Here is an 18144-nt window from a genome sequence, read left to right as displayed (position 1 = left end):
ATTACATAGGTCTGAAGTGTGAGCGATTGAAACTGCTACTCCTCAGCCGGGAAATATTCGTCAGGCGGAAGGCGATCCCCTCCGCGCTTAAGGTAGAAGCATCCTATGCTGCAATGCAGCACGAGCGTTCCGTCAGTCGCGTCGGGTAAGGGCGGCGATCTCGGCTTCTTCCGCAGGGCTCAGCTTGGTCTCGTGTTCCGCACGCCGACGGGACAGACGCCAGAGGCCGAAAACCCCGAGGCCGAGGGCCATCAGGGGCGTCAGCCAAAGCAGCAACGTGTGCAGGGCAAGGACCGGGCGCAGCAGGACATACTCGCCATAGCGGCCGACGACGTAATCCTGCACCTGCCTGTCGTCGTCGCCCGCCTTGAGCCGCTCGCGCACGATCAACCGCAGGTCGCGCGCCAGGGGCGCATCGGAATCGTCGATGGACTGGTTCTGGCAGACGAGGCAGCGCAAGCCCGAGGAGATATCTCGCGCCCGCGCTTCGAGCTTCGCGTCCGGTAGGACTTCGTCCGGCTGGACGGCCAGCGTGGTGCCCGTCGAGCCGGCGAGAAGCGCCAGGGCGACGAGCAGGCGGGGAAGACGAGCCGCGCTCATTCGGCGGGGGCCATGGTGCCGGGCATGGTCTTGGCCTTCTCCTTTGCCCGTGCGGGCGCGCCCACCCGCATCCTGCGGTCGGTGAGGGACACCGCCCCGCCCAGCGCCATGACGACGGAACCGAGCCAGATCAGCAGCACCAGGGGCTTGTAGTAGAGCCGCAGGCCGATGGCCCCGCCGGGGACCATCTCGCCGAGGCTGGCATAGACCTGACTGACCCCGACGGTGAGCAACCCGGATTCCGTCACGTTCATCTTGCGGCTGGGATAGAAGCGCTTGCCCGTCTCCACGGTGCCGATGAAGTCGCTAGCCGTGTTGCGGATGGTCAGGAAAGCCGTCGTCTCCTCGTAATTCTCGCCCGTGCGCGGGCCGACCCGGTCGAGCGTCGCCACGTAGGGGCCGGAGGTGAGGGACTCGCCCGGCTTCACCGTGCTCAGGGCCTCCGTGGCCCAACCCTGCGCCGCGATGCCCAGAACCACGATTCCGACGCCCGCATGGGCCAGCGCGGTCCCCCAGGCCGAGCGCGGCAGGCCGATGGCCCGTCGCATCACGGCGCTGACCGTCCGTGCCCGGCTGTTGCCGTAGCCGCGGGCCCGCGACACGATCTCCATGGCCGAGCCGACGACCAGATAGGCACCGAGGCCGATGCCGATGGGCGCCATCATCGGGCCGCCCCAGGTCCAGGCGAGCACCGCGAGGCCGATGGCGAGGGCGACACCCATGGCCGCGAACAGGCGCTGCGAGGCCGCGTGCACGTCGCCGCGCTTCCAGGCCAGGGTCTGGCCGAAGGGGACGATGAGGAGGAGCGGAATCGCCAGGGGGATGAAGGTGTAGTTGAAGAAGGGCGGCCCCACCGAGATCTTCTCGGAGGTCAGGGATTCGAGCAGCAGCGGGTAGAGCGTGCCGACGAAGACGGTGGCGCAGGCGGCGGCGAGGAACAGGTTGTTCATCACCAGGGCGCCCTCGCGCGAGATCGGCGCGAACAGGCCGCCCTGCCGCAGCATCGGCGCGCGCCAGGCGAAGAGGCTAAGCGAGCCGCCGATGAACAGGATCAGGATGGCGAGGATGAAGACGCCGCGCGTCGGGTCGGTGGCGAAGGAATGCACCGAGGTGAGGACGCCCGAGCGGACGATGAAGGTGCCGAGCAGCGACAGCGAGAAGGTGAGGATGGCGAGCAGCACCGTCCAGACCTTGAGCGCATCGCGCTTCTCCATGACCACGGTGGAATGGAGCAGCGCCGTGCCCGCGAGCCAGGGCATCAGCGAGGCGTTCTCCACCGGATCCCAGAACCACCAGCCGCCCCAGCCGAGTTCGTAATAGGCCCAGTACGAGCCCATCGCGATACCCAGGGTCAGGAAGCTCCAGGCGATCAGCGTCCAGGGGCGCACGGCGCGCGCCCAGACCGCGTCGATGCGGCCGTCGATCAGCGCCGCGATGGCGAAGGCGAAGGTGATCGAGAAGCCGACATAGCCGACGTAGAGAAGGGGCGGATGGATCGCGAGGCCGAAATCCTGCAGCAGCGGATTGAGGTCGTTGCCCTCGATCGGCGCCGGGCTCACCCGCATGAACGGGTTCGAGGTCGTGATGATGAACAGCACGAAGACGAAGGTCACGAGACCCTGGACCGCCAGGGTGTTGGCGCGGAGCACCGGCGGGACCGAGTTCCGGGACACCGCGACCAGGGCGCCGAACAGGGCCAGGATGAGGACCCAGAGCAGCATCGAGCCCTCATGGTTCCCCCACACGCCCGAGAGCTTGTAGAGGAAGGGCTTGGCCGTGTGCGAGTTCTCGATCACGTTCTGGACCGAGAAGTCCGACGTGGCATGCGCGTAGGTGAGCGCCCCGAACGAGAACAGGATGCAGGCGAAGGTGCCGAGCGCCGCCGGAGTGGCCACGGCGCGCAGGGCCGCGTCCCCCGAGCGGGCGGCCCAGACCGGCATCACCGCCTGGACCAGGGAAAGCGCCAGCGCCAATGCCAGCGCGAAATGTCCGACTTCGATCAGCACGTCGGATTGTCCTTCCTCAGGGTCATACCGGTCATCGTTCGCTGCGTCGTCCGAGCGTCGGCTCGCCGTCGGCGGTCTTCACGCCCTCGGCGGCTTTCCCGGCGGGGGCTCCCTTGGAGCCGCCCTCCTGCCACCGGCCCTGCGCCTTGAGCGCATCGGCGACCTCGCGGGGCATGTAGGATTCGTCGTGCTTGGCCAGCACGGTGTCGGCGCGGAAGATGCCGCCCGGCTCGAGCCGCCCTTCGGCGACGATCCCCTGGCCCTCGCGGAACAGGTCGGGAAGCAACCCGCGATACTGCACCTGGACCGTCGCGTTGGTGTCGGTCACGGCGAAATCGATGTTCTGGTCGGGGCCGCGCTGGAGCGAGCCTTCCTTCACCAGCCCGCCGAGGCGGAAGCGGGTGCCCGGCGCCACGCCCTGCGCGGTCACCTCGGTGGGTGACCGGAAGAACACGATCGACCCGCTCATGGCGGACAGGATCAGGCCGAGGGCCAGCGCGAGCACGGCACCGCAGGCGGCGATCAGGATCAGGCGGCGGCTCTTGCGAGTCACAAGTTTCGTCCCGTTTCTGTTCCGGCGCCTCGTGAACGGGCGCTCGGTCGGCGCGGAAGGGCAGATCCGGCTGTCCTGTCGTCTGGCCAGTGGTCCGGTATAATTTAGGTTTCTGGCGTAACTCGGGTTTCGGCCCCATGACAGTCCGGGTCAAGGCCCGTGGCCGGGGCGGATTGTCAGGGGGCGTCCTTCGTCGCGGCCCGGATCACGGCTTGTCGTTGCCTCCGCGCAGGCCGAGTTCCTGGGCCAGGATGTCGAGCTTTTCCATCGCGCGGGCATCCGGGCTGAGGGCCATGCGACCGCGATCGAGGGCATGGCTCGCCTGCTGGCGTTCACCCAATACGCTGTACGAACGCACGAGACGCAGCCAATCATCCACCGTGCCGCCCTTCGAGGCGAGCCGCCGGTCGAGGCCGGCGACCATGCCGCGGATGGCGGCGTCCCGCTCGGGCGCCGGCATCGCCTTCACGGCAGCCACGGCGGCATCCGTCCCGGCGCGCTCTGCCGCATCGGCGGCGGTCACTGGCGGAGCCGCCGGTGCCGAGGCGAGGCCGAACTCCCGTGCGAGTTCATCGAGCTTGGCCCCGGCCCCAGCTTCGCTGCCGACCGCGTTCCGCGCCCGGTCGAGGGCCGCCTTCATCTTTTCGCGATCTCCCAGCACGCCGTAGGACCGGACGAGGCGGACCCACTCGTCGGCGGTGCCTCCCTTCTCGGTCAGGCGCCGGTCGAGCCCGTCGACCATGCCCCGGATCGCCGCGTCGCGATTGGCGGCGGGCATCGCCTGCAGGTCCGCCGCAGCGCTGGAATCGGGAGCCTTGGCCGATGGGCCGGGCTTGGCGGCCGTGGCCGGCGCCTCGCCGTTCAGGCGGGTGAGCGTCTCGCGCACCAGGGGCAACCAGGGCGCATCGGCCGGGGCGCTCTCCATCAGGGTGGTCAGCTGGCGGACCGCGCCGGGGATGTCGCCCTCGAGTTCGGCGGCGCGCGCCAGGTAGAAACGCGGCTTGGCGGCGCCGGCATCGAGGCTCGCCGCGCGTTCGAAGATTTCCTTCGCCCGGGGCGTCACGGTCCCGTTGGCGCCGGCGACGAGGGCCTCGCCCCAATCGGAGAGACGCTGGGGCGACTCGCCGAGCAGGCGGGTCGCGGCCTCGTAGGCATGGGCCGCATCGTCGAACCGTCCGAGGCGGACATAGACCGGGGCGAGCACCGACCAGCCGCGGCCGTCGCTCGGGTCGCTGGCGAGCCGCGCCTCGATCTGCCCGATGGCCTTCAGCATGTCCTGCCCGCCGGACTGCACCGCCTGCCGGTCGGAGGCCGTCTGGGACGGCATGTGCGGCGAGCCGTAGAGCCCGTAGGCGATGAGCGCCACGAGCGGGATCGTCGACAGTGCGAAGGCCGAGGCCGCGCGGCGCTGGCGCAGGGCGGGCTCGGCCATCCCATCGGAGACGGCTTCGGGGTTCTCCCGGCTGGCACGAAGGAGGCGGCGGGCCGCCTCGGTGCGGGCTGCGTCGGCCTCGGCGGGTGCGATCAGCCCGCGCGTCAGGTCGCGCTCGATCTCGCGGAGCTGGTCCTCATAGAACGCGGTTTCGGTGGACAGCGCTCCGGCCGGAGGCGGGGGAGCGGCATCCGCCCGCCGTGCCTTGGACCACAGCGACATCGGCCAGAGCAATGCCAGCACGGTGCCCCCCGTCATCACCGCCAAAATGAACCAGATCGCCGTCATCGCACCCCAAACTCGCAGCATCGCATGTAAGCGCCGGACGAGCCTGAACGCAGGGACCGGTTCGGCGACACGGTGTCACGTGAACCTGTGCCGTGTCGGAAGTCGCCGACCCGAGGGGCACGCCCGTCTGAAACACCATTCGGGGCGTTTCGCATAGTCCGGCGCTCATCCGGCGCTGGCATTCGGTGCGTCTCCGGGCACCTCGATCACGGCCCGGACGCCGCCGAGCTGGGCTTCTTCCAGGCGGAAACGGCCCCGATAGAGGGCCGCCAGATCGGCCACGATGGAGAGGCCGAGGCCCGAGCCGGGTTTGGTCTCGTCGAGCCTCTGTCCACGGCCCAGTACCGCCGCCCGGTCTTCCGGCTGCAGGCCCGGCCCGTCATCCTCGATGGAGACGAGAAGGTGGGGATAATGGTGCTCGCTCACCGTTTCCGCACGGATCGAGACGCGGCTGCGCGCCCATTTCGAGGCGTTGTCGACGAGGTTGCCGATCATCTCCTCGAAATCCTGGCGCTCGCCGCGAAAGCGCAGACCCGGCGGGACATGGACCTCGTAGGCGATGTCCTTGTCGCGGTAGATCTTGCCGAAGGTGCGCACGAGGCCCGCGAGCGCCGGCTCCACCTCGGTGGAGGTGCCGAGGGTGCCGGCCAAAGCCGCCGCCCGCGCCCGGTCGAGATGGTAGTTCACTTGGTCGCGCATCACCGCCGCCTGCTCGCGGATCTTCGCGGCGAGGTCGTCCGACGCGTCGCTGGCGCCGACCTCGTTGACGATGATCGATAGCGGCGTCTTCAGGGCGTGGGCGAGGTTGCCTACCTGCGTGCGCGCCCGCTCCAGGATCTCGCGGTTGGTCTCGATCAGGAGGTTCACCTCGCCGGCGAGAGGGGCGATGTCGCGGGGATACTCGCCGCCGATCCGGTCGGCCTCGCCTCGGCGGATCGCGCCGAGGGCCGTGCGGAGCTTGGCCAGGGGCGCCAGGCCGAAGCGGATCTGCAGCAGCGTCGTCAGCGCCAGGAACAGGCCGAGCAGGCCGAACGTCACCATCAGCGAGAAGCGGAAGCGGCCGACATCGTTCTCGATCTCGTCGGCCGGGCCGGCGACGCGCACGGTGTAGCGTCCCTCCTCGCCGAGATCGACGTCGCGCTCGATGATGCGTAGCGGCCGGTCGTCCTGGGCCTTGCCGTAGCCCTGGCGGATCTGGCCGATCCCGGCATTGTTGTCCGGCGTGCCGGCCGGCTTCAGCGGCACGCCGACGAGGGAGCGCGAGGTGCGCAGGTCGCGCGGCCGCGCATCCGGCCGCCCCACCTGCCAGTACCAGCCCGAGAGGGGCAGGTCGAAGCGCGGGTCGCTCAGGTTGAAGGAGCGGCTCTCGGGATCGTTGGGGGAGACGAGATCGGTGGCGAGGTTGTTGGCATAGACGAGGAGCCGGCTGTCGAAGGAACGCTCGGTGTTCTCGCGGTAGAGCGTGGTGAGGATCCAGGCCGCGATCAGCAGGATCGCCGAACTCGCGATCAGAGCCGAGCCCGCCAGGCGCACGGCGATGGAGCGCCGCCGGAACGGCAGCCAGGAGGGAAAGGCGATCACACTCGTCTCGTCGTCATGATGGGGCGGCGGTCTCGCTCTGGTTGAAAGACGTGTCGTACCGTCTGTACCATCATCCGAATGGAGATGCGGCGATGGCCTTCGACATCGATGATCCCGAGACCGAACTGCTTGTGAGAACCCTGGCGGAGCGCTGGGGCGTTTCGTCCGACGAGGCGATCAGGCGTGCGGTTGCCCGCGAGTTACAAGAGACGTCACCGCAAGAGACGTCACGGATCCAGGGTCGGACCGTCGCCGAACTCGCCGATAGCGGAGAGGGCGTCGTGCGGCCCGGCGGATTGGACCGGCCGCGATGAGGCCGTTGGTGTTGAAGCAGGGTTGCCCGGCCGCTCGAACAGGCGGTTGTCCCACCAGCATGGCTGATGAAGCCCCACCGTAATCCTGCCGAAATCCGGATGGTCCGGGTTGATGAGGATATTGGTGCTCACGCGCGCCACGACGCTCGGGACGAACAGAAGCAGCGACCGGCGAGAGCGGTGCCAAGTTTCGCCGAAGGTCCGCGACGCGTTGCAATCGGGATGATCCCATCCCGGCACCGCAGGTTGGGACAGCACCTCGTAGGAGAGACCGGCCGACAGGAGGATCTCGACGTAGTGCTGGTTGGGTGGAAGCCGTCCGCTGCCGTGGACGAGCTTTTCGAGCATGGATGTGGAGTAGTCGGCCGACGCATAGATCATCGGGCTTGCCGGTGTGTTCCATCGGCCGGGGAAAAGGCGTGACCCCGTCGGATCGAAGATTGCGTACTCGCCGTCGGGATCCCCGATTCGATAGGCCTTCTGTGCCTGCGCGAGCGTCTGACCGCTCACGCAGCGGAGCCATATTTGAGCCGGCCGAGGACGGCCTCCACGCGTGGTCCGCCGAACTCGGATTCCAGCGCGACTTCGAGGGGCGGCCGGTTCTCGAGGAGAGGATGAGGGCGGTGTAGGAAGTCCCGGGCGGCGTCATCCGATTTCCAGACATCACGGGCCAACGCCCAGACCTTCGCCAGGCGCACCACCTTCGCACTCTCATGCGGCGTCAGCCTCGCCTTCGCCTCCGCGCGGCGGCGGTTGAGCGTAGCACGTGCCACGAAGTTGAAGGCGAATGTCCGATCGTCGGGAGCGACGGCGGAGGCGAGCCGATCGACGGAAGCCACCGGCAACCCCGCCGTGACCTGCGCGATGACATTCGCGTCCGTGCTTTCGCCGGACCTCGGTCCTTCGAATCCGAGAACGTCGGCAATAGCCACCCCGCTGTCCATGTCGTAGCTCGCCATGTCGCACTCCCGTCTCATCTGAGCCGATTATGGGGCTCAGATGAGACGGGGGCAAGATCCGCCGAAGTTCTACCCCCTACACCCGCGGCGCGGGCTGGTTCGGGTCCACGAGGTAGCCGAGGCCGCGCACGGTCTGGATCAGGTCCACCGCGAGCTTCTTGCGCAGGCGGCCGACGAAGACCTCGATCGTGTTGGAATCCCGGTCGAAATCCTGGTCGTACAGATGCTCCGTCAACTCGGCGCGGGAGACCACGCGGCCGGTATGGTGCATCAGGTAGGCGAGCAGGCGGTATTCGTGGCTCGTGAGCTTGATCGGGTTGCCGTCGACATAGACGCGGCCCGAGCGGGTATCGAGCACGACGGGCCCGCAGGAGATCTGGCTCGTGGCGTGGCCGGTGGCGCGGCGCAGGAGCGCGCGCACACGCGCCATCAGCTCCTCCATGTGGAAGGGCTTGGTCACGTAATCGTCGGCCCCGGCATCGAACCCGTCGACCTTGTCCGACCAGCGGTCGCGGGCGGTGAGGATGATGACCGGCGTCTTGATGCCGGCGCGGCGCCATTTCTGCAGCACGGTGACGCCGTCCGCCTTTGGCAGGCCCATGTCGAGGATGATCGCGTCGTAGGGTTCGCTCTCGCCGAGATAGGCGCCCTCTTCGCCGTCGAAGGCCTTGTCGGCGACGTAGCCGGCCTCCTCGAGCGCGCTGACCACTTGCCGGTTGATGTCCCGGTCATCCTCGACGACGAGCAGACGCACTGCGATTCACTCCCAAGATGAGGCGGCGGTGAAGCCCCCGTCGCGGAGAACGATAGGCGCCCCCGCCTTTATTTGCCGATAACCCGTCCGGTGGTGGCATCCACCAACACGTGGACGAACTGTCCGTCCCGGCGCAAGGCCGTCAGGAGATAGGCGAGGCCCTCCCCGTGCCGGCAGAGCCGGGCGCGCTGGATCTCGGCCCGGGAGATCACCGTCCTGGCGGCGCGGATCGCGGCCACCGGCTCGATCACCCGCTTGTCCGCCACCGCCTCGCGCAGGTCCGCCGGGCTGAGACAGCTCTCGCTCGGCGGGACCACGTGCATCGGCGCTGAGACCTCGGCCGTACCGGGCGTCATCGTCTCTTCCGCCAGCGTGCGAATCGGCCCCGTCGCGAAAGCCGCGACGGTCAGGCCGATGAACAGCAGGGCGAGGAGGATGCGCATGGGATGAGTCAATGGTCTTCGGGCACTGAATGCGCCCTGAATGCGGGTTCGGCCGGGCCCCGATCCCGAACGATCGGATCGTGGCGCGGCGAGATGAGAGCGGGCAAGCCGATCGTGCCCCCTCCGGTTCCCGAAACGGGCGGTCACGAGCGGCCTTCGCCGTGGAGAACCGGAGGTTGCAGGCTCGCCCGCAAGGCGATGCCGAGGAGGCGGTGACAATCGACGTGTTCAAGGGCGGCCCTGCGCAGGTCGGTCATCGAGAGCTCGAATCCGGTCTCCGCCGCCCGGAGGCGCCCGGAGGCGGCGCGCAGGCGCGGGGAGGGCGGGAAGAAGCGGGCGAGACGGTTCATCGGGGCGATCTCCCATCCATGGGTAAAGGGGAACGGGCAAAGAAGCACGAGGCGCGATGAGCGCTGCGCGGAGGGGAAAGCCTGGGCGTCATCGGCCCTCGTGGCGGGGTTCCGAGAGGCGGCGCAGGATCTCGTCGAACTTCTCCCGCGCCCGCTCGTCGCCGCGATCGACACCGCGTGAGATCTCGCCGGCCAGCCGGGACAGGTCCTCGAGCACGCGCGTGCGGCTCTCGATGGCCAAAGCCACGGCCGAGTTCGCCTGCGAGGCCCGTTCCAGAGCCGTCGCCGTGGCGCCGGCCTCGCCGATCCGGGCTTCCTGCGCCCGACCCACCTCCCGGTAGAGATGCAGGCAGGCGAAGCCGAGAAGGGCGGCGACGATCCAGCCCGCGCCCTCCTCCGAGAACAGCAGGCGGGCGGCTTCGAGTGCGATCCTGTCCATGGGAATCTCCCCTCCGCTGCCCCGAATGGGCTCACCCATCTGCTCGAAGGCTGTTCGCTCTTTCCAAGCAGGTCCGCGACCTAAGGCGCGCTGGGTGCCCTCTCCTCGCATTCAGGGCGACCGCATATGCCGATTTGCCTGTCAGAAACCCGCTTGCACCACCCCGTCATCCCGGGTCCGCGCCGCGGAGCCCGGGATCCAGAAACACAAGTGATGCAGGACTTTACACTGTCGGCGGCTCTGGATTGCACGCCTCCGGCGCGGCCCTCCGGGTCCGGGCTCGCCTGTGGCGACCCGGAATGACGGCGTGGTATCATATGCGATCGCCCTGCCTTCCAGGAGAGGGCTCGCCAGCGCAGCCCGCGAGATGTGCGGATGTCGCAGCCCTCGGTCCACGGAACGCAGCTTAGGCCGGGGACACCGCGCCCTGTCCCGCCCGCAGGGCATCGAGGGCGGGGGGCAGGGTGTTGCCGGTCGCGGCCTCCTCATCGAGGGGCAGGCTGCGGAAGACCTTCTCCGCGAGACCCTCCGCCCCGCCCGCCGCCGTCACCAGCCAGGCCGGCGCCTGGTCGAGGGCCCGTTGAACCGCGCGTGCGATCACGGCCGAGCCCACCGGCACCGACAGGGTCCGTCCGCGTACGGCGCCGGCCACGGCATTGATCGCGTAATCGCCGACATTGCGCACGAGACGCTCGACCAGGGTGGTCGTGATCAGAACCTGCAACGGGCCGGCGATCCGTGCCAATGCGGCGGTCGCCGCGGTGATCGCCAGGGGCGCCAGGAAGGCGGTGACGATCTGGGCGAGGGCGATCGCGGCATCGCCCCAGGGCAGGAGGATGGCGGCTTCCGCCGTCGCCGCCATGCAGGGCGAGGCGGCGCAGGAGGAGAGCAGCACGGCAAGGCCGCCGAGGACGAGGAACGAGGGTTTCATGACGATCTCCGGGATGCGGCGGGGGAGCGGGCTTTTCGGGATCAGGCCCCCGGGCCGAACAGGGCCCGGAGGGACGCCGTGAACCGAGCCCAGGCACTGGCGGGCGCGACGCTCCGCTGCGGCGGCGCGGTCCGAATCGAGGGCGTGCGGGGGAGGGGGCGGCGCTCGGAGCCGACGGCCGGGCCCGTCAGGAGTCCCGGCCCTGCTTCGGGTTGCTCCCGCGCCGGGCTCGCGGGCAGTGGGGTCGTCTCGGCCGGGCGCGGGATGACGGCGGGATCGGTGGAGCGGGCGCGCGGCAGGGATGCCGCGTAGGGCGTGCGGAACTGGTCGTATTCGGCCCTCCGGCGCGGGATCAGGGAGGCGGGCCGGTTCCACATCAGGATCGCCTCGGCGGCCCCCGCGCGGTCCCCGGCCTTCAGGCGGCGCACCACGGTCGAGCGCCGGAACGCGCCTTCGCCGATGTTGAAGCAGAGGGAGACCAGGGCATCGAAGGCATGGTCGGGTAGATCGCTTGGCACCGCCGCCTCGACGGTGCGCACGAAGCGGCCGACATCGCGGGCGAAGACGGCGTCGCATTCCGCCGCGGTCAGACGCAGGCCCTGGGTCACCGCGGGCGGCCCCGCCGCGCTGGTATGGCCGATTCCGATGGTCCAGATGCCGACGGAATCGCGATAGGCGTCGAGGCGGCGGCCTTCGCGGGCGACGAGCACGGCACTGCCGATGGCGCTGAGGTCCATGGTTCACTCCGGGTCTGGAACGGGGGAGAGGCGTCGTCCGGCGACGCGCGATCCGGGAGGGCACCGCCTCCCGGGCGGTTCAGGGCACGGAGAGGCCCCAGAACGTCGTGTCGGCGGCGAGGATGCCGCCCTCGGCGCCGGTGAATTGCGCGAACACCTCCACGGTGTCGCCCGCTGCCAGGGCGAGGGTCGCCGTGAGAGCGAGGGTCGAGACGCCGTCGACCAGGCCGGTCACGCCCGCCCGGTGGCGCGGGGACGCCGCGCCGTTGCGGTAGAACCGGGCCTGGAGCGCGGTGGGCGCGGCGTTGCCGCTTTTGCGGAAGGCGAGGCCCGCGCCGAACGTGTAGGTGCCGGCCTCGGGGGCGACGAACCGGTTCGTCGCGGGCACGAACGCGCCCTGGTCGTTCACCTCGGCGGTGTTGAACGCCACCTTCGCCCAGGCGCCCGCCGGAATCGTCATGTCGGCGGCCATGGCGGCTGCGAACCGGGGCAGGTCGGTGAGGCGGGACCAGCGCGTCCCGTCATAGACCTTGAACGCGGTGGCGGTGCCGTCGAACAGGATCTGCCCGGGTGCGAGCCCTGCGCTCGGCGTGCCGGTGCGGGGGATGAGTTCGAGGGCGCCGTTGCCCCTGAACTTGACCACGGACCGGCGTGACCTCGTGCCGATTTCCGTCGTCTGGAAATCGACGAACGTGCCCTGCGCCGTGGCGGTGAAATCCTCTTCGGCGACACCGTTGAAGGTGACCATGTAGCCGGAGAACCCGCCCGCCGCATGGTAGCCACGGCCGAAGAAACCGAAGAATCGGTCTCCCGCGAGGATGCCCGTCGGGGCGGCCGGGGTGCCGCGGGCGATGCGCGTCGTGATGTTCACCACCGGCGCGCCCAGGCTGTAGGATTCGAGCTGGATCAGGGCGGCACTCGACGAGCCCGAGACGGAGATCGGAGCACCCGGCACCGGGCCGCCCGGCGACGCGGCCGAACCGAAACCGACGAAGCCGTTATTCGCCTGGGCCCGCCAGGCATGGGCCCAGTTCGTCCCATCCGCCGAGACTTTCACGGACAGGCCATCGTCGGCGATCAGGCCGATCTCGGCGCGCGCCGAGAATCCGGTCTGGAGCAGCAGCGACAGGACGTTGGCCGTGGCCGCCTTGTTCAGGGCGAAGCGCAGGTCGCCGGTGCCGCCCTCCGCCGTGCCGCGCGCCGTCCACAGGGCCTTGTTGAGCTTGGCCGCGAACGGGTTCTCCGCATCCGCCTCGGTGCCGAGGCCGAGCAGGGCGAGGCTCTGCAGGGCCGAGATCGTGCGGGAGAGGGCGATCCAGGCGGCTCCGTCGAAACGGTAGAACGCGTCCTCGTCGGCCAGATAGGCGAGCCACCCGGCCCTCGGCGGGAGGCCGTTCCAGACGCCGTCATGGAAATGGACGATGTGGCCGGAGAGGCCGGTCCAGGCGCCGGTGGGCGCAGCGCTGGCGACGAGGTAGCGGTCTCCCTCGGTGGGCGAGGAGGGCGGGGATGTCAGGTCCTTGTCGAGGCAGGCGAGTTGCACGAGGGTATCGAGGGCCGCCAGGGCCTCGTTATGGGTCACGTGCTTTCCCGCCTGCCCCGCCGCGATCAGCGGCAGGGCGAGGTTGGCCGTCATCTGCGACATGGTGGAGCTCCGGATCGGTGGGCGCTCAGGCGGAGCGCACGGGCAGGATGGCGCGGCGGCCGGGGCCGGGGCCGGTGAGCGCGCCGATCTGGGCGACGCTCACGTCGAGGTGGGTCTGCGTCGCGCCGAAATCGGCGCTCTCGTCGGAGCCGAGGTAGAGGAGCACCGGCTCGGTCGTCCGGGCGGTCCGGAGGGTCGATCCGTCCGGCGCGTGGATCGCGACCTCGTAGGTCTCGCCCGCCTCGTCATGCGGGATCTCCACCGGCTCCCAGCCATCCGCGTCCCGCCGCGCCCGTCGGATCCAGGCGAGCCGGATCCCGTCCGCTTCGCGGCGCGCGGTCAGGTGCACCGGCGCGAGGGGGCGGAGCGGCAGCAGCCCTGCGCTCGCCTGCAGCTCCACGTAGCTCGGATCGCCGGGGTCGCGGCCTGCGGGACCGATCCGGTAGCGGAAGGGCCGGCCGGCCTCGTCGAGCCGCTCCACCAGGGGGACGACCGCCCCGTCGTCGAGGCGCACGACGAGGCAGCCGGCCGGATTCGCGCGCCGGCTGAGATCCTCGCTCCCCATCAGGCCGCGCAGCAGGCGGCTGAGGCGGTAGGTGCCGGGCCCGATCAGCTCGGCGCCGGCCGCCGCGATGATCTCGACCCCGCCATCGCTGCCCACCAGGGCGAAGAGGTTGCCGCCCGCCAGAACGTCGCTCTCGGCGATGGAGGAGAGGGCGCCGGCATGGCGCAGGCGCAGATCGAGCCGGGTCCCCTGGTCGAAGCGCCAGAGCGGTCCCGGCGGCAGCGGGGTCAGCGTCTCGCCGAGGCAGGCGGGGTAATCGACGATGCGGTGCAGGCCGAGCGGCCCGTCCGTGCCGGCGGAGCGCCAGACGGCCATCTCACCGGGCCAGGGATCGGCCGAGACGGCGAGATATTGGAGGATGGTCGGGCTGCCCCTGTCCACCGGCAGGTCGAGCACGCGGGCGAAGGGGCGCCCGGCCATGGATGGCGGCGGCCTGTGGGCTTTCCCGTCAGGGCTGCGATAGGCGTCGCGGCGGAACCCCTGGGCCGGGACCGCACGGGTCTCGATCCGCCGCGCGCCGGCGCTGTCGGCGATCCGCACGATCCGGTGGGGGAGCCGGGCGCCGGGCAGGGCCAGGAGGTCGCCCGGCACCAGGTCGATCCGGCGCGGGCTCACCGCGAAACCCGCGCTGTCGCGCCCGGCAATGGCCGTGTCGAGGAGCGCCTCGGCCAGCGCTTCCGCGCTCTCCCGGCGCGTGACGATGGGGGCGTCGGCGTTGCTTTCGCGCCGTCTCAGGCCGGTGGGACGGATCGCCGAGGCGCTGGCTTTCCGGTAATCGGTGCTCTCCCCGTCGCAGAAGCCGAGGGTGAGCGCGCGCGGCAGCTCGGATTCTTCGGCGCGGACGAAGCTGAGCGGCGCCCGGTCCCGCTCCGTCAGCACCAGATCGGCGGCCGCGAGGGCGATCGGGCGCTCGCGGCGCGGGCCGCGAATGTCGAGCCTGCCGCCCACCGCCGAGACGTCGAGCCCGTAGATCCGGGCCAGGGGCTCCAGGGCGCCGCGCGCAGAGATCGGCCGGTCGATGACGTAGCCGTCGAGCCAGGCATCGGCGGTGATCCGGGCCGGCGCGGTGATGCCGAGATCGGCGAGGATCGCGCGGATCAGGCGGTCGAGCTCCAGCCCCTCGATCCGTCCTGTGATCCAATGACCCAGGGACCAGTTCTCCGCATCCGCCCAGACCGTGTCGAAATCCGGGAAGGCCGGGAAGGGCCGCGCATCCCAGCACCAGACGAAGACCGACTCGGCGGCGACCATCGGGCCGCCATAGACGGGCGAGACCGGGTTGTGAGCCGGCTCGAAACCCGACAGCGCCGCATCGAAGCGGGTCAGGATGGCGGTGAGGCCACGGGCCTGGATCAGGTCGTCGCGACGATTGGCCGAGAAGGGCGGCGCGGCGTTCTCGGAGGATTTCGCGTCGGGAAAGACGTTGGGGCCGTTGGTGCCCCTGTCTACGGCGGGCACGCCGATTTCGGTGAGCCAGATCGGCTTGGATCGGGGAATCCAGGCCGTCGTGCCGGTCTCGACCCCGCCGTCCCGCTCACGATGCGGGTTCGACCACCAGGAGACGAGGTCCTTGGCCCGGTAGATCCAGGGCTTGGCCGCCGCGCCGTCGGTGATCGGCGTGCGCCGTTGCGCGCGCCGGTCGACGTCGTCGGCATAGTACCAGTCGAAGGCCTCGCCGGCCCCGAGGCGGCGCTTGAGATAGGCCGTGTCGTAGAGGCTGTCGGTTTCGGCGAGGTCGGCATGGTCCTCGCCGTCGCGCCAGTCGCTGATCGGCGGGTAATAGTCGATGCCTACCGCCGCGATGGCGGGATCGGCGAAGAGCGCGTCGAGAGGAAAGCGCACGGTGGCCCCGCCGTCGCGGACATGGGCGCCGTATTCGGTCCAGTCGGCCGCGTAGACCAGGGCCACGCCGGCCCCGAGGCGGGCGCGCACCTCCTGGGCCAGCGCCGTGAACGCCTCCACCGCCGGATAGCGCCCGGCCTCGCCCCGCACGCGGGTGAGGCTCGGAAACTCGCTGCCGACGATGAAGCCGGAGAGCGAAACGCCGTCGGCCGCCCAGCCGGCGGCGAGGTCGGCGTAATGGAGAAGGAAACGGCGGTATCCGTCCGGGTTCTGGAAGAAGGCCGCGACCTGCGCGGACGCAGCGGCGGTCCCGTCCGGGCTTCCGGGCTGGCCGGGGGCCGGCGCGCAGGTGATGCGGCCCCGCCAGGGATAGGGCGGCTGATGGAGCGCGCCCGCGTCGCGCGGATCGGGCAGGCCGTTGCCGGCGGGCACGTCCATCATCACGAACGGGTAGAGCACGACCTCGAGACCGCGGCGGCGCAACTCGGCGACGAGGCGGCCGAGCCCCGCATCGGAGGGCGTGCCGCCATAGGCCGCACCTCCCATGGGCGCAGTCGAGACCGTTTCCACCTCATCGCGGGTCAGCCCGGCGACGCTCCATGTGTCGCCGAGGGTCGCCTTGTCCGGCCGGTCGACCTTGGGCGTCACCGTGCATCGGCCCGCGCGCAGGTCGCTGCCGAACCAGCTCGCCACCACCGAGACGCGGGCGAGGCGCGGGCACAGGGCCTGGAGCGCATCGAGGGAGGCGGTGACGTCGCTCGCCTCCTGGAACTGGAACCGGTTGGCGGCCCGCGTGGTGCCGAAACCCGCATCCTCGGTGACGAGGCGGGGGTCGAGGCCGAATTCCGTCGAGCCGGGGATGAGGCAGACGGCGCGGACCATCCCGGCGAGCCCCTCCACGGGGCGGATCACCTCGAAGGCCAGCTGCGGCACCCGGTTGCCGAACTCGGCGAGCGCCAGACGCTCGAACACCACATAGGCGAGGCCGCGATAGGCCGGTGCTCGGTCCGCGCCCTCCTTGGCGACGATCAACGGATCGGGCGCCTGGTCGGCCCCACCCCGGTACAGCCGGTAATTCAGGGTGGTGAGGTCGATCTCGCGGCCATCGGCCCAGACCCGGCGGACATGGGCGATCTCGCCCTCGCACAGCCCCACCGCGAGGTCGGCGAAATACGCGTAGGTCGTGGTCACGGTCTTCTGGCCGGCGCCGCCCTTGCCCCCGGACGCGGCGCGCTGGACGCTGGTATTGGCCACTTCCAGCGGGCGCGTCGCCCAGATCAGGGTGCCGCCCACCTTGGCGCGGCCATAGACCCGCTTGATCGGCTCGCCCTCCGTGGAGGACAGCCCGGCCACATCGGTCAGGCGCGGGCCTTCGACGAAGCGCGGCCCGGCCCGCGCTCCGAACAGGGCGCTGTCGATCGCACCACCGGCCACGGCGCCGAGCGTGCCGAGCACGGCCCCGCCGATCGGCCCGCCGAGCGCGGTCCCCAGAGCCGCCCCGGCTGTCTGCAGGATGAGCGTGGCCATGCGGGAGGGCTCCGGGAGGGAGGGGATGTGTTTGCGCGGCCGCTCTCCTTGGCTCGCCATACAAAATCTTGTATAGAGAGGCGTGGCAGAGCGATGCAAAGACGTTGTGTTTGTCGGTAACTCGCTCGATCAGCTCCGGGCGTTTCCGCTTTCGGCTAGGCGCAAGGCTGGACACCAGCTCGACAGAGTGCAGGCGGGCCACGAACCCGATGATTGGAAGCCGATGACTTCAATCGGAGTTGGTGTCCGAGAGATTCGCCTGCACGAGGCGACGGGAGCCTACCGGGTCATCTACATCGCCAAGCTGGCGGACGCCGTCTTCGTCTTGCATTGTTTCAAGAAGGCGACACAGAAAACGAGTCCCAAGGACATCGCGGTCGCCAAAAGCCGCTACGAGACTTTGATCAGGGATATGACACGATGATCGGACAGGCATTTTCGAGCGTCTGGGACGCGATCGAGGACAGTTCGGCCGAGGCCGAAAACATGAAGCTTCGCTCTTCGCTCATGATCGCTTTGCAGAACCACATCGTGGGCGAAGGTTTGAGCCAGACTGAGGCCGCCAAAATTCTCGGTGTGACGCAGCCGCGCGTCTCGGATCTGATGCGTGGCAAGATCGATCTGTTCGCAATCGATTCCCTGGTGAACATGCTGGGCGCGGTCGGTCTTCACGTCGAGATGCGCGTCAGCAAGGCAGCCTGAGTTTCCGAGGTGGGAACGCATTCGGAAACCGGAACACATGCGCCAGGTGACGGCGCCACCATCGCGTGAGGGTGACTTCCGTCACCGCCGCGCCGTCATGGGCGTGGATCATCGTCCCATCCCCGCTCGCGATCGCGCAGTGCTTTGCTGGCAAATGAGAGCGGAAGGCGAAGAGCAGGACGTCGCCTGCTTCCGGTGTGTAGCCGCTCAGAGGATCGCGCACGGCGGCGAGATGGCGGCGGGCGGCCTCCGCCATCGGGTCGCTGCCGGGGAGGGCGGATTCCGCCCATGAGGCCGAATAAGGCGGCGCGGTCTCTGGCTCCGGCCCGAGGAGCCCGCGCCAGATTCCCCGGATCAACCCGAGGCAATCGCAGCCGACGCCCTTGAGCGAGGCCTGATGCCGGTAGGGCGTGCCGATCCAGGCCCGTGCCTCGGCGACGATCCGGTCGGAGCTTGGCATAAGCAAGTCCTTTGCC

At 69.9% G+C, this 18144-nt stretch carries 18 protein-coding genes and 1 pseudogene; 3 read left to right on the top strand and 16 right to left on the bottom strand.

Going from position 1 to position 18144, the window contains the following annotated elements:
* Window positions 1–132 precede the first annotated feature (132 nt).
* The 5 genes from RQI43_RS21895 to RQI43_RS21875 all read right to left on the bottom strand — a co-directional run bounded on the left by RQI43_RS21895 (window position 133) and on the right by RQI43_RS21875 (window position 6460).
* Window positions 133–600 (bottom strand): cytochrome c-type biogenesis protein, encoded by a 468-nt coding sequence (locus RQI43_RS21895; RefSeq protein WP_311276589.1) that lies wholly within the window; start codon window positions 598–600, stop codon window positions 133–135.
* Complete coding sequence (locus RQI43_RS21890) at window positions 597–2606, bottom strand: heme lyase CcmF/NrfE family subunit (RefSeq protein WP_311276588.1); 2010 nt, start codon at window positions 2604–2606, stop codon at window positions 597–599. Before RQI43_RS21890 ends, RQI43_RS21895 begins: the two co-directional genes overlap by 4 nt.
* Window positions 2607–2637: 31 nt before the next feature.
* A complete protein-coding gene (ccmE, locus tag RQI43_RS21885; protein WP_311276587.1) occupies window positions 2638–3159 on the bottom strand; it encodes a cytochrome c maturation protein CcmE in 522 nt (173 codons plus the stop codon).
* Between the two features lie 205 nt (window positions 3160–3364).
* On the bottom strand, window positions 3365–4879 hold the full coding sequence (ccmI, locus tag RQI43_RS21880) for a c-type cytochrome biogenesis protein CcmI (RefSeq protein ID WP_311276586.1): 1515 nt from the start codon (window positions 4877–4879) through the stop codon (window positions 3365–3367).
* 165 nt (window positions 4880–5044) lie between these two features.
* Window positions 5045–6460 carry a sensor histidine kinase gene (locus RQI43_RS21875; protein WP_207410809.1) on the bottom strand — a complete coding sequence of 472 codons (1416 nt, stop codon included), beginning with the start codon at window positions 6458–6460 and terminating at the stop codon, window positions 5045–5047.
* A 92-nt stretch (window positions 6461–6552) separates the two neighbouring features.
* Here RQI43_RS21875 and RQI43_RS21870 point away from each other — a divergent pair, with 92 nt between their 5' ends.
* Window positions 6553–6774 (top strand): type II toxin-antitoxin system VapB family antitoxin, encoded by a 222-nt coding sequence (locus RQI43_RS21870; protein WP_207410810.1) that lies wholly within the window; start codon window positions 6553–6555, stop codon window positions 6772–6774.
* Window positions 6775–6810: 36 nt separating this feature from the next.
* On the opposite strand, the pseudogene RQI43_RS21865 reads toward RQI43_RS21870, so the two are convergent.
* The 10 genes and pseudogenes from RQI43_RS21865 to RQI43_RS21820 form a co-directional block, all read right to left on the bottom strand.
* Window positions 6811–7284: pseudogene (locus RQI43_RS21865) on the bottom strand (RES family NAD+ phosphorylase); the annotation flags it as partial.
* Entirely contained in the window at window positions 7281–7733 is a 453-nt protein-coding gene (locus tag RQI43_RS21860; RefSeq protein WP_311276585.1) for an antitoxin Xre/MbcA/ParS toxin-binding domain-containing protein, read from the bottom strand. The gene RQI43_RS21860 and the pseudogene RQI43_RS21865, both read right to left, overlap by 4 nt.
* Window positions 7734–7809: 76 nt before the next feature.
* Entirely contained in the window at window positions 7810–8487 is a 678-nt protein-coding gene (locus RQI43_RS21855; protein WP_056143225.1) for a response regulator transcription factor, read from the bottom strand.
* A 68-nt stretch (window positions 8488–8555) separates the two neighbouring features.
* Window positions 8556–8930, bottom strand: coding sequence for a PepSY domain-containing protein (locus RQI43_RS21850; RefSeq protein WP_056426845.1), 375 nt, complete (start codon window positions 8928–8930; stop codon window positions 8556–8558).
* A 143-nt stretch (window positions 8931–9073) separates the two neighbouring features.
* On the bottom strand, window positions 9074–9280 hold the full coding sequence (locus RQI43_RS21845; protein ID WP_311276584.1) for a hypothetical protein: 207 nt from the start codon (window positions 9278–9280) through the stop codon (window positions 9074–9076).
* Between the two features lie 88 nt (window positions 9281–9368).
* Window positions 9369–9719 carry a hypothetical protein gene (locus tag RQI43_RS21840; RefSeq protein ID WP_207410814.1) on the bottom strand — a complete coding sequence of 117 codons (351 nt, stop codon included), beginning with the start codon at window positions 9717–9719 and terminating at the stop codon, window positions 9369–9371.
* 406 nt (window positions 9720–10125) lie between these two features.
* A complete protein-coding gene (locus tag RQI43_RS21835) occupies window positions 10126–10650 on the bottom strand; it encodes a hypothetical protein (protein WP_311276583.1) in 525 nt (174 codons plus the stop codon).
* A gap of 41 nt (window positions 10651–10691) precedes the next feature.
* Window positions 10692–11387 (bottom strand): lysozyme, encoded by a 696-nt coding sequence (locus tag RQI43_RS21830; RefSeq protein WP_311276582.1) that lies wholly within the window; start codon window positions 11385–11387, stop codon window positions 10692–10694.
* Window positions 11388–11466: 79 nt separating this feature from the next.
* Window positions 11467–13032, bottom strand: coding sequence for a DUF2793 domain-containing protein (locus RQI43_RS21825; RefSeq protein ID WP_311276581.1), 1566 nt, complete (start codon window positions 13030–13032; stop codon window positions 11467–11469).
* Between the two features lie 25 nt (window positions 13033–13057).
* On the bottom strand, window positions 13058–16966 hold the full coding sequence (locus RQI43_RS21820) for a glycoside hydrolase/phage tail family protein (protein ID WP_311276580.1): 3909 nt from the start codon (window positions 16964–16966) through the stop codon (window positions 13058–13060).
* A gap of 106 nt (window positions 16967–17072) precedes the next feature.
* Between RQI43_RS21820 and RQI43_RS21815 the strand changes: the two genes are divergently transcribed.
* Both RQI43_RS21815 and RQI43_RS21810 read left to right on the top strand, forming a co-directional pair.
* Window positions 17073–17390: a type II toxin-antitoxin system RelE/ParE family toxin gene (locus RQI43_RS21815; RefSeq protein WP_082470588.1), complete on the top strand. Its 318-nt coding sequence runs from the start codon at window positions 17073–17075 to the stop codon at window positions 17388–17390.
* Complete coding sequence (locus RQI43_RS21810) at window positions 17387–17668, top strand: XRE family transcriptional regulator (RefSeq protein WP_311276579.1); 282 nt, start codon at window positions 17387–17389, stop codon at window positions 17666–17668. Before RQI43_RS21815 ends, RQI43_RS21810 begins: the two co-directional genes overlap by 4 nt.
* Here RQI43_RS21810 and RQI43_RS21805 read toward each other — a convergent pair.
* The gene (locus RQI43_RS21805; protein WP_311276578.1) at window positions 17652–18128 is read right to left on the bottom strand and encodes an NlpC/P60 family protein; all 477 of its coding nucleotides are present in this window, start codon (window positions 18126–18128) and stop codon (window positions 17652–17654) included. The genes RQI43_RS21810 and RQI43_RS21805 overlap by 17 nt on opposite strands.
* Window positions 18129–18144 lie beyond the last annotated feature (16 nt).

This window comes from Methylobacterium sp. WCS2018Hpa-22 (genome assembly GCF_031843785.1).
In the GTDB taxonomy this organism is placed as follows: Bacteria; Pseudomonadota; Alphaproteobacteria; order Rhizobiales; family Beijerinckiaceae; genus Methylobacterium.
Note: the sequence above shows the minus strand (reverse complement) of the source record. Positions and strands in the feature narration are given on the sequence as shown.

Bases quoted from the DNA above. Each gene is read 5' to 3' on its own strand.
- RQI43_RS21860 (WP_311276585.1), bottom strand. From the start codon at position 7,733: ATGGCGAGCTACGACATGGACAGCGGGGTGGCTATTGCCGACGTTCTC.
- RQI43_RS21830 (WP_311276582.1), bottom strand. From the start codon at position 11,387: ATGGACCTCAGCGCCATCGGCAGTGCCGTGCTCGTCGCCCGCGAAGGC.
- RQI43_RS21835 (WP_311276583.1), bottom strand. From the start codon at position 10,650: ATGAAACCCTCGTTCCTCGTCCTCGGCGGCCTTGCCGTGCTGCTCTCC.
- RQI43_RS21840 (WP_207410814.1), bottom strand. From the start codon at position 9,719: ATGGACAGGATCGCACTCGAAGCCGCCCGCCTGCTGTTCTCGGAGGAG.
- RQI43_RS21805 (WP_311276578.1), bottom strand. From the start codon at position 18,128: ATGCCAAGCTCCGACCGGATCGTCGCCGAGGCACGGGCCTGGATCGGC.
- RQI43_RS21820 (WP_311276580.1), bottom strand. From the start codon at position 16,966: ATGGCCACGCTCATCCTGCAGACAGCCGGGGCGGCTCTGGGGACCGCG.
- RQI43_RS21825 (WP_311276581.1), bottom strand. From the start codon at position 13,032: ATGTCGCAGATGACGGCCAACCTCGCCCTGCCGCTGATCGCGGCGGGG.
- RQI43_RS21895 (WP_311276589.1), bottom strand. From the start codon at position 600: ATGAGCGCGGCTCGTCTTCCCCGCCTGCTCGTCGCCCTGGCGCTTCTC.
- RQI43_RS21850 (WP_056426845.1), bottom strand. From the start codon at position 8,930: ATGCGCATCCTCCTCGCCCTGCTGTTCATCGGCCTGACCGTCGCGGCT.
- RQI43_RS21870 (WP_207410810.1), top strand. From the start codon at position 6,553: ATGGCCTTCGACATCGATGATCCCGAGACCGAACTGCTTGTGAGAACC.
- ccmI (WP_311276586.1), bottom strand. From the start codon at position 4,879: ATGACGGCGATCTGGTTCATTTTGGCGGTGATGACGGGGGGCACCGTG.
- RQI43_RS21845 (WP_311276584.1), bottom strand. From the start codon at position 9,280: ATGAACCGTCTCGCCCGCTTCTTCCCGCCCTCCCCGCGCCTGCGCGCC.
- RQI43_RS21810 (WP_311276579.1), top strand. From the start codon at position 17,387: ATGATCGGACAGGCATTTTCGAGCGTCTGGGACGCGATCGAGGACAGT.